We start from the raw sequence: 9,377 nt of genomic DNA, 5'->3' as shown, positions 1-9,377 counted from the left end.
ATCTTCCTGCTGTTTTTCTATTGGTTGTTGCCGGTGCGCGAAAAGCATGGCGGGTCACTGAATGAAGCCCTCGACATCAAGAATTACCTTACAGAGGCTCGAATTGTCGCCGACTCCACGGTGCTCGGGAAAACCGTCGCAGACCTCATGAAGCTCGCCGGGGGCGATGCAATCGTGACGTCGATCCTGCGCAATCGCACGATGCGGATGACGCCACTGCCCGACGTGGTCCTCAAGGTGGATGACATCCTGTTGCTCGAGGGCGACCCAGAAGCGCTGGATCGCCTTGTCTCCCAGGGCAGGCTCAGCGTGACCGGGGATAGGGGCGGTGGTGACGACACCACCAACGAAATGGTCGCTATCGAAGCCGTAATCGGTGAAAGCTCCTCTTTGATCGGCTGGACCGCCCAGCGCCTTGCCCTTTACGATCGCTTCAATGTCAACCTCCTGGCCGTCAGCCGTCGTGGGGAGCGCCTCGACCGCAGGCTGGCCGCAGTCGAGCTGAGGCTCGGGGACGTTGTCGTCTTGCGGGGCAGTGCAGCGAGAATGCCCGAGATACTTCGTGAACTCGGCTGCTTACCGCTGGCAGAAAGGGCTATCCTTCTTGGCAGCGTCCGCAAGGGTATCGTGCCGGTAGTGGTCCTTGCTCTCGCCATGGTGGCGACGGCGTTTGGGCTGCTGCCAGTCTCCGTCGCTTTTTTCGCGGCCGCGGTCGCGATTGTGCTTTTCAAGGTCATTCCGCTCCGCGATGTTTACCAATCGCTCGATGGGCCTATCCTCGTCATGCTCGCCGTTCTCATTCCAGTGAGCGATTCACTACGCAGTACAGGAGCTACGGGAGTAGTTGCCGGCGAGCTTGCCAGACTGGGGACCCTCCTTCCGGCGTCCGGCGCACTGACGCTCATCCTTGTCGCCGCCATGGCCGTTACGCCATTCCTCAACAATGCCGCCACCGTCCTTGTCATGGCGCCTATCGCCGCCGAATTTGCTAGTGATCTGGGCTACAGGCCCGAACCGTTCTTGATGGCTGTCGCCATTGGCGCCGGCTGTGATTTTCTCACCCCGATCGGACACCAGTGCAACACGCTTGTCATGGGGCCGGGTGGCTACCGCTTCAGCGACTATCCGCGTCTGGGACTGCCCCTGTCTTTCCTCGTAGTCATTGTTGCTGTGCCGATGCTTATGATCGTCTGGCCAATGAACTGACATCCGATATTCGGATGTCTTCTTGGAAATCCCACACGACACCACATTCGTGAATGAGGTCGCCGCGCAAGCCTGACGCGGGCTGGCCAACCTGCGGTCAGTGTCGCCAGCAGTTCCCCTCTCGTCCCGCCCGCGGCAACAGAAACTGTGTTCCGGCCGCTCTATCGGGGCAAAGGGAAAGCCAGCAAACGAACCTTAGGCCATGGACTATACACCGCAGCGAGATTGTCAGGGGCTTGGCGGAGTATTGACGTCGTTTCTCACCTAGGAAAAGCCGGTTCACCTTCGTGATGACGACAGGCCGATAACTCTTTCTTCGAGAATACGAGGCCCTTTCGGGCTGCGATCAGCATCACAAGTCGTGTGTTGCTCAGCGGCAGGGCCCTGGTGAACTGCAAGTCGTCGCGACGACCATTCGATCTTGGTGCTACCTGAGATACCAGCGTTGCACATCGCGCAGGAAGGACGAGGGCGGCTGTTAGCCGCCCAGTCATTTCATCTCACACGTTGCGACGACCTCTGGCGCTTTCCAGGTCATCACCTGTGTAGACTTCATCCGTTGGATCGAAGCCGGTCCAACCGCCTGCTTCGTATTCGGTTCGCCGATGGGCTATGTCGACGGAATTATATTGCTTCAGTATCTGTTCCGCGTCGGGGACAAGGTCGTCTTCGACCCTGGCTATAACCATTGTTCCCCCGCGCCGAACGCCTTCGGCATAAACATGTGCGTCGCTTTCCGGCACACCGGACTCTGTCATCGCGCCGATGATGCCGCCAGCTGCGCCACCGACCACGGCACCGCCGACAGCGCCGACCGCAGTCGCCGCCAGCCAGCCCGCGGCAACCACGGGGCCGAGACCAGGTATGGCCATCAGGCCAAGGCCGGTGAGCAGGCCGCCGGCCCCGCCGACTACGGCGCCGACACCAGCCCCTGCTGCCGCATCCTCGCCAGCCTCCGACGCTTCGCCCGTAAGCCGGCCGCCCGAATTACCCGCCACGATGCTAATATCGTCGTGCGGAACGCCCGTGGCTTCAAGCTCGCCCACAGCGTCGCTTGCTTGATCATAATTGTCGAAGAGGCCTGTTACGGTTTTCATCTGATTTGTCCTTGGTTGGTGATCAATTCTTGCCGGCAACGACGTTGCCTTGAAAGTCGAGGGCGATGGGTGCTGCTTTGCCGTCCTTGCTCGCCGTTCCACGCCAGATGCCCTTGTCATCCTTCGTCAGGGCGGAGACGTCCGAGTAGCCCGCCTTCTCGATGGCGTTCTTGGCCTGGTCCTCGGTGAAGCTGTTGGCGCCAGGCACCGGTGCCACAGAATTTGTGGCGTCCGCATCGGACGCGGCTGGCGCGGAACTGTCGGGGGCAGGAGCGGCAGCCGCGACCTTGCCAACCATCTCCTGATGCATCTTGAGTGTCGGCAACGTCTCGCTTGCAAACGACTTGAGAGCGGAATTGTCGCCTTCCTTGGCGTAGCTTTCAAACATGCTTACAGCATCGGCATGCGCCGTCTTCTGCATGTCGGCATAGGTTGCATCGACTGGCGCCGCAGCTGACTGCAACTTGTCGACGTCGTTCTTGTGGGCAGCGTCGAGGTCGGCGGGCACCTGCAATTTCTGTTCGCCGGCAATACTCTCGAGTTTGGCGTTCGCAGCACCGTGGTCGGAGATCATCTTCTGCGCGAAATCCTTAAGGGTCGGATCCTGGAGCTTGCTTTGAGCGACCTTGCTGGACTGCACTTCGAACATCCCGCCGATCGCGGCCTTCGTGACGAAGTCCTGGGCCGTCTCTGCTGACAAGGCAGGCAGTACAGCGGTCATTGCGGTCGCGATCGACAGCGATGCCATGCGTAGTTTGGTTCTCATGCTTAGGTTCCTTGTTGAGGAGGACGATGAACTCCAATCTCCCGGCGCCATCTTTGTTCCGGGCCTTGATAAATGTCGGATATTTTCGGGGCGCCATTCCCGCCGTCACGAGCTGGGCGGAGTGACACCGATCCCAGATTGTCCAGGAACCCCAGACCGATCGAAGAGTTGCCATTGCTCGCAGAGGGGACCTGATGGCGGAAAAAATCCAACGGTGAGTTTGGTATGCTTGCCGGCAAAGAGCCTGAAGCAGACGGGACGGCCGACCAGAAGATCACCACACGGCGGAAAGACGTCGGTAGCGCCACAGATTGCGCTTACCCAGGCATCCCGGCGGCGTCAGCAGGTCGACATGCGTGACCTTCGCCAAGTAAATTGCCGGCCAAGGCTCGTTTCTGAGGGTTAGCTTATGAAAGCCCGCCGCCCCATTTGCGAAGCGGCGGGCTTCATCCGCCCCAACTTGTCAATGCAACTTTGATGCCAAACCTTTTTGGCTCTTGATAGGACAGTGGCCCCTCCGACAGCGATCAAACAGACATCCAAAATGCCAGCAGCAGGGCGCATAAGGACGAGACGAGGGCAGCGGTGGCAAAAAACACGCCCTGCCAATCTGGCGGTGGCTCGGATATCAACTTGTCGGGGGGCGGCTGATTGTCATTCATGAAAGCAATTTGCGACGCCAAGTGTAGTTCCCCCTGATCCTTCAGGTTGTCGGCGGAAATGCTCGTCGCCTACCGAAGACCAAAAAAACTCAAAATCGCCAAGACGACGACCACCGCACCAACGAGCCAAATGAGATTGTTCATGATCTCTCTCCTGTTGCTTTCGAAAGTTCGCGCCTGGCAGCCCCGACTGTTCGGGACGCTTCTTCTTCGAGTTTTACAAGCTTCTCCCTGATCTCGTCCGGCTCGGCATGCTCCAATCCGACAACGTCGTTCCTGGTTTCGTTCAGTGAAACGATGATCTCGTCGAGTTTTGCGTGAATGGCGGCGGTATCGCGATAGCCTTGTAAAAGGACAACACCGGTGATCACGATGGCGGCAACCGACAGGGCATAGGTGACCGCATTTGTCAGTCCAAAAGGCACCAGGGCGGTGCACAAAACCATTGCCACGAGCATGACATAGAAGCCTGGCGGCCGAGATAGGAAGTCGGAGGCTGCGAAAAGGAACCGATTCATATGCTGGCCAAGGTCATCAAGGCGACCAGTGCGGTAATCGCCACACAAACAGGCACCGCCGCCAGCAGGCCTGCCTCTAAGATCCGACTCTCCTTGTCGCGCAACATCAGGTCACCTACTGCAGGTTAAAGATACGGGTTCGGCGTCGGAAGGGACGTTTGCCCGCCGATCCACCACATGCCAGCCAAGAACGAGTGCCATCACGAGAAAGGGAACAGCCGCGAATAACCAGCGTGCTTGGTCCACACTTTATACATCTGCATTCTTCCAAATTCGAGAGACAACAGCCGCGGAAGCCAAGCGTTCCAGCCGCTGCCGCTGACAGGACCAATGCGGTTTCCAGAACCAGACTTAGGTCCCAAGGGGACTAGACCTAAGTACCTAGGGCGGAACGTTTAGGGCGGCTCCATGTTCAACTTGCCGGGCGGCGCGGGACGATGATCGTGTTGCGCCCGTCCCTACAGGAGTGCAGATATGAACATGCTTCTAAAGAACACCGCAGCAGCGATGTTGCTATTGGCTGGGATCGGCTCAGCCGCCGCGGACGACATCATCATCCAGCCGGAACAGGACACCGTCATCCGCGAATATGTGAAGAAGCAGCCCCTGGCGTCGGTCAAGCTCCCCGGCGTGGAACTGAATGTCGGGACAGCCCTGCCGGAAACGGTTGAGATCCATGAGGTCCCCAACGTCAAATATCGCTACGTTGTGGTCGACAACCGCACGGTGCTGGTGGACCCGGGCACCCGAAAAATCATCAAGGTTTACGACTGAACGAACCATCCAACCCCGCCGCCATCGCCTGGCGGCGGGGTCGAAGCTTACAAATCTCCACAATCCGGTGACGAGCCTTGAAGTCGCGACATCGCAACCTTCCAAAGGTCCGGGCTTTATGGATGATGGTCGCGGCCAGGCAGAGTTTTCCGCTCAACAAGCCAGTCCAGGAGCTCAAGGACTTTCAGGGCAAGATCTGTGCACGAGTAATACGCTTTATGGCGCTCCTGCCTCCGGGTGACCAGACCAGATTCTCGCATCATGCCGAGATGCTGGGAGAGTGCTGAGTTGCTAAGCCCCAGTCGCGGCGCCAGATCAGAAACGGATATTTCTCCGTCAGCAAGAATCATTAGAGCGAGAAGGCGCTTTTCATTAGCCATGGCAGCGAGCAGCTCGGCGGATGGCGCATGAATGCTGGGCTTTTCGGGATTCATGATGTTGCCCTCGCTCACGCGTCTTGCGCCGGCCGAAATGTAAAGAAGCGGCCTCCCTTCACGGCAGCGGCGGGCGCCCCAGTAAGGATGTGCCGGGATCGTCGCGTGCCCCGGCGCGCCAGATCTATTAGCGTGGTGTATGTTCCATCAGAAGGGCGTCGCTGTCTCACGGCCAGCCTCGGCGGCTAAGCGCCTTAGCGCCTTAGCTCCTGGATCGGCCTTTCTTCGAAGCCTGGGGACCCTTGGCTTCGGCAGCAAGGCGTTGTTCTCGAAGTCGCGCAGTTTTCAAATAACGCGCCTCTCTCTCGGCCGCGTTAGCAACTTTTGCCTCGCGGTCTGCGCGCTCCAATCGGTCTTTGTCGACGCTTCGCTGGGACACTTTTGCCTCCTACCAGAAGACCGTTGAATTTACTGTTCGCTAAATTGTTCCCGTCAATCGGCGACTGCCTTCCTGACGCATGCCGACCCAGCCGCCGTCCGCAGCACCGATGGCCACGACGATCTCGTCGGCAGCCGGGCCGTCGGCGATCTGAAAATTGGCGGTGATGAAGTGTGAGCGGCGACCGTTCTCGCTCTTGTGCATCATCTGAAGCGACAGCAGCGCGCCAGGCGCGCTGCGTGTGTTGCAGAATTCGAGATAGGTCGTGCCGCCCACGAGGTGAAGGAAATTGCTTCTCGCCTCATTAACATGGGCTAATGCGAGAGACCCTCCGAGAGGGTATTGGAGAGCTTAGCGAAAGGGCTGAACGATGACGATAGTCGAACTGGCTTTCGATTTGCTTGCGAAGAAGCTCGCCGCCCGCACCGGCATTTCCAGCGAAGAAGCTAGTGACCTCGTCGCCACTATGGGAGCTGATTGGTCGTCACTCGTGCGAGCAGCAAGGGTAATGAAAAAATACTCCGGTGTTGCCTGACCCGCTCGGCCTGGAAGGACTTCCTCCTCGCATGAGGGCACAAACGACCAGCTTGATGGGACGAATCGTCAGGCCATAACGGAGGCCGGTGGCACGCGCATTTCCCAGAACGCACTCGATCACCTGCCAAGAAAACATGGCGGTGCGGGTCGCCCCAAACTCTCGAGACAACGCCCGACCGCTGCCGAATGTTTCGTGGCCCGGCCCGACGGAGGTTCTCACTTCAGTGGCCTAACGATGCTTCTTGCGACTTGCGTCTTGACGCAAGATGCCGCTCTCTCAGTTCCTGTTTTCAATCGGAATGACGCTCCACGCCCGCATGAGGAACTGCCGTCATCAGACCAGGTCGTTGGTTTGTCGTTGCCGCCCAAACAGGACGGTCACCCCCAAGACCGATACGAATACTACCTGGTCAAGGTAGTTGCTATGTGGGCCCGCGCCACGGCGGTCAGCGTGGGCCCGTACGCTGCGCTGACCGGCGCTCACTATCGCCTGCGAGCCACGATCGTAGATCAGCGCTTGGCGTTGTCACTCTCCGAGTCGGCCCGCGCGAGGAACTGCTCGGCTGTCGCTGGAATATGGCTTTTCAACCAGTCCGCCATCGCAACTTCCTCACGCAGATTCTCTTCGCAGAGCTGGGCGACCTCTGCTTCGCCTAGCGATTTGGCGGCGGCGATCAGGATTGTGTAGGAGGCGATTTCCATGTGCTCGAACGTGTAGCTTGCAAGCGATCCCTTCATCACTTCGTCCCCGGCGAACACCCCACTGAGCGACTGCGTCATTGCCGTCAGCTTGCCGCCGGCATCCTTCAGTGTGGAAGATCCTTGTCCGATGCGGTCAAGACAGGTTTCCAGCCGAGCAGCCTGCTGTCTGGTCTCCTGGATGTGCTGGCGAATCCGCTCGCTGAGCTCAGGATAGTTCTCTATCCGGTTCAGTTGCCCATTCAACATGGTTTCGGCCTGCTCCTCCATGGCGTGAGCATCCCTGAGCCATTGGACAAGCCATTCGCGTGATTCTGACATTTCATACCTCCTTCATGGGTCGGCCAGAACTTTCAAAGGGAGATATTGTTCCTCATCGGTTGAGCTGCGGAGTCAGCCTGTATTGCAGGCTCCTTGAGGTAGGCGCTGCAAGCGGGCGCTTGGCACCAGGAGAGAGTGGCGGGCGACGGGCATGGTCGCGGTGTCGGCGTTGGCAAAACGCATTCCTGCAGAAATGACGAAGCTGCTGCCTGCCGCGGGTTCCGTGATGGATGATCTCAATGAAGCGTTTCGCGTCGGCTCGCATTCCAATACCCGCGCCGCGATGTGTCAGGCTGTGTCTTGCCCGAGCGCCTTGGCCGTTGCCATTCGTCTTGCAAAATCAGCCCATTGCCGGTGCGCCCCAGCGAGGCCTCCAGGTTCAACAACGGAGATCATATCACGATGGAACGTCACGGCGTTTCGCAGGTTGGTATTGGGGTTTTCGCGCTAGGGAAAGAGCCATGACTTCTTCAGACAAGTCTTCAACTAACATATCACACCGCTCCGAGAAATCGAGCGGCAGGAGCCCGTCAAAGCCGGCGACACCTTCACCGGCCCCAGAGAAAATATCCGGAGCAGGCCCTGCGGTCGCCGAGCATTCGAAAGACGCCAAGGCGCCCAGAGGCGGGCGTCAACCTGGGGCCTATGTCAAGGATTAGATAGCCGAGCTGGGTTGCGTTTGTCTGGCCAATGCAGGAAGCGACGAGGAGGTTTTTATGCAGATGATGGGAGTTGTCGTCAGCCGAGACCAGGCTCCGGTCGTGGAATTTCGGGGCGAGGGAGGCGAGTGTATTACAGTTACCCTGCAGGCCGGGCATACTCTTCCCGACGATGAACTCATTGCAAAGGCCAGGGCCATGATGGTTCAGGTCGCTCAGTTCGGGACGGACCAGATCAACAATGCGGCGATGTCTGACGGGTCGTCGGCCGATGGGGTGATACAATCCGGAATGTCGGGATAGATAGCTTCGCTCGATGCAGGCCTGCTGCAAGGCCACGAGTCGGCAGCGGACGTGCAGTCATCAGCCAGAAGATGGCGAGAACGGTACGCAGGCAAGGCACGCAGATCGCACCCTCCAAAGCAGCGACACCGGTGATCATCGAAAAGCCGAGCGTGAGCGTTGGGGCTATCAAAGCTATGGAACAAAGCTTGCGCGCACTGGTTGGGGCCAAATTCAACGCTGTGGGGAGGGGATATGTCGCGTATCTTCAATCTTGGTTTGCCGGTCCTGCTTGGCGCTGCAACGTTCACGCTCAATGTTGCTTCGGACCCGCTGCCGCCGGATCTGACGTATCGTCCATTGCCAAGCTTGCCTTTTTCTGCGGTCAAGGAAACTGACGAGGCGCAAAAGCCGGCTGTGACACAACGGCAACGCGGCCTGCTCGAGAGCCGTTACGATCTGGCCGACCGGCCGATGCCCGGCGTCATGATGTCGGGCGGGCGCAAGGCTGTACAAGAAGGCTCGCGAGTGAAACTGCCGGCAGGCGAAACCTGGAGCAGCCTGGCAGCGAAAACCCCTCAGGAAATTCGTGATCGTGGTCTGTTGCCGCAAGGCTTCCTACCGTTGCCGCACGTCAAGCAGGCCGCCGGAGGTCAGGTCTTTCCTGAAAGTGAGATTAGAGAGATCGGCGCTGATGAAGGACGCGATCTGCGACGCTTCGACGTCGATTTCGATCTACCGGATCACCTTACCCCGGAGTTTCCACCTCCAATATTTCTGACCACGCACCCGGAGCTTGGAGATGTGTCGCGAGGGGATCTGCTGACGATACGCAACTTCTACGAATACATGAACGGCATCATCACGCCCGTGCAGATGGAAGGACTTCGTCTGCTGCTGACGCCATTTCCGCAGGAGGAATTCAACCAGACCGAGGACAGGAAGGTAGCGATGCAAAGCACGGGTGTCGCTTGCCTCGATTGCCATTCCAATTTCCACACCAACGGGGCGTTTCACCTCACCCCGGACGTGCGGCCGCAAGC

General features: G+C 58.8%; 9 protein-coding genes and 2 pseudogenes. 5 read left to right on the top strand and 6 right to left on the bottom strand.

All coding sequences use genetic code 11. From position 1 onward, the window contains the following. A partial coding sequence (locus EN884_RS14215) for an SLC13 family permease (RefSeq protein WP_128360590.1) occupies nt 1-1,206 on the top strand: 1,206 nt, incomplete at its 5' end. A gap of 500 nt (nt 1,207-1,706) precedes the next feature. Here EN884_RS14215 and EN884_RS14210 read toward each other — a convergent pair. The 3 genes from EN884_RS14210 to EN884_RS14200 form a co-directional block, all read right to left on the bottom strand. Next, complete coding sequence (locus EN884_RS14210) at nt 1,707-2,303, bottom strand: hypothetical protein (RefSeq protein ID WP_013525101.1); 597 nt, start codon at nt 2,301-2,303, stop codon at nt 1,707-1,709. Between the two features lie 22 nt (nt 2,304-2,325). Next, nucleotides 2,326-3,069, bottom strand: coding sequence for a DUF4142 domain-containing protein (locus EN884_RS14205; protein WP_063170792.1), 744 nt, complete (start codon nt 3,067-3,069; stop codon nt 2,326-2,328). A gap of 802 nt (nt 3,070-3,871) precedes the next feature. After that, complete coding sequence (locus EN884_RS14200) at nt 3,872-4,249, bottom strand: low affinity iron permease family protein (RefSeq protein WP_063170791.1); 378 nt, start codon at nt 4,247-4,249, stop codon at nt 3,872-3,874. A 474-nt stretch (nt 4,250-4,723) separates the two neighbouring features. On the opposite strand from EN884_RS14200, the gene EN884_RS14190 reads away from it, so the two are divergent. After that, entirely contained in the window at nt 4,724-5,023 is a 300-nt protein-coding gene (locus EN884_RS14190) for a DUF1236 domain-containing protein (RefSeq protein ID WP_013525105.1), read from the top strand. Between the two features lie 116 nt (nt 5,024-5,139). Here the strand turns inward: EN884_RS14190 and EN884_RS14185 are convergent, their stop codons facing one another. Continuing rightward, nucleotides 5,140-5,475: a metalloregulator ArsR/SmtB family transcription factor gene (locus EN884_RS14185; RefSeq protein ID WP_245441379.1), complete on the bottom strand. Its 336-nt coding sequence runs from the start codon at nt 5,473-5,475 to the stop codon at nt 5,140-5,142. A gap of 451 nt (nt 5,476-5,926) precedes the next feature. Next, a pseudogene (locus EN884_RS14180) lies at nt 5,927-6,145 on the bottom strand (amino acid synthesis family protein); the annotation flags it as partial. A 61-nt stretch (nt 6,146-6,206) separates the two neighbouring features. Between EN884_RS14180 and EN884_RS38640 the strand changes: the two are divergent. Beyond that, a complete protein-coding gene (locus EN884_RS38640) occupies nt 6,207-6,371 on the top strand; it encodes a hypothetical protein (protein WP_164752019.1) in 165 nt (54 codons plus the stop codon). Nucleotides 6,372-6,883: 512 nt separating this feature from the next. Here EN884_RS38640 and EN884_RS14175 read toward each other — a convergent pair. Next, nucleotides 6,884-7,393 carry a DUF892 family protein gene (locus EN884_RS14175; protein WP_063170790.1) on the bottom strand — a complete coding sequence of 170 codons (510 nt, stop codon included), beginning with the start codon at nt 7,391-7,393 and terminating at the stop codon, nt 6,884-6,886. Between the two features lie 716 nt (nt 7,394-8,109). Between EN884_RS14175 and EN884_RS14165 the strand changes: the two genes are divergently transcribed. Then, the gene (locus EN884_RS14165) at nt 8,110-8,355 is read left to right on the top strand and encodes a hypothetical protein (protein WP_013525108.1); all 246 of its coding nucleotides are present in this window, start codon (nt 8,110-8,112) and stop codon (nt 8,353-8,355) included. Between the two features lie 234 nt (nt 8,356-8,589). Then, nucleotides 8,590-9,377 (top strand): annotated as a pseudogene (locus EN884_RS14160) (cytochrome B6); the annotation flags it as partial.

The organism is Mesorhizobium sp. M7A.F.Ca.AU.001.01.1.1 (genome assembly GCF_004022735.1).
GTDB classification, from domain to species: Bacteria; Pseudomonadota; Alphaproteobacteria; order Rhizobiales; family Rhizobiaceae; genus Mesorhizobium; species Mesorhizobium ciceri.
This window is presented reverse-complemented; position numbering and strand designations above follow the sequence as displayed.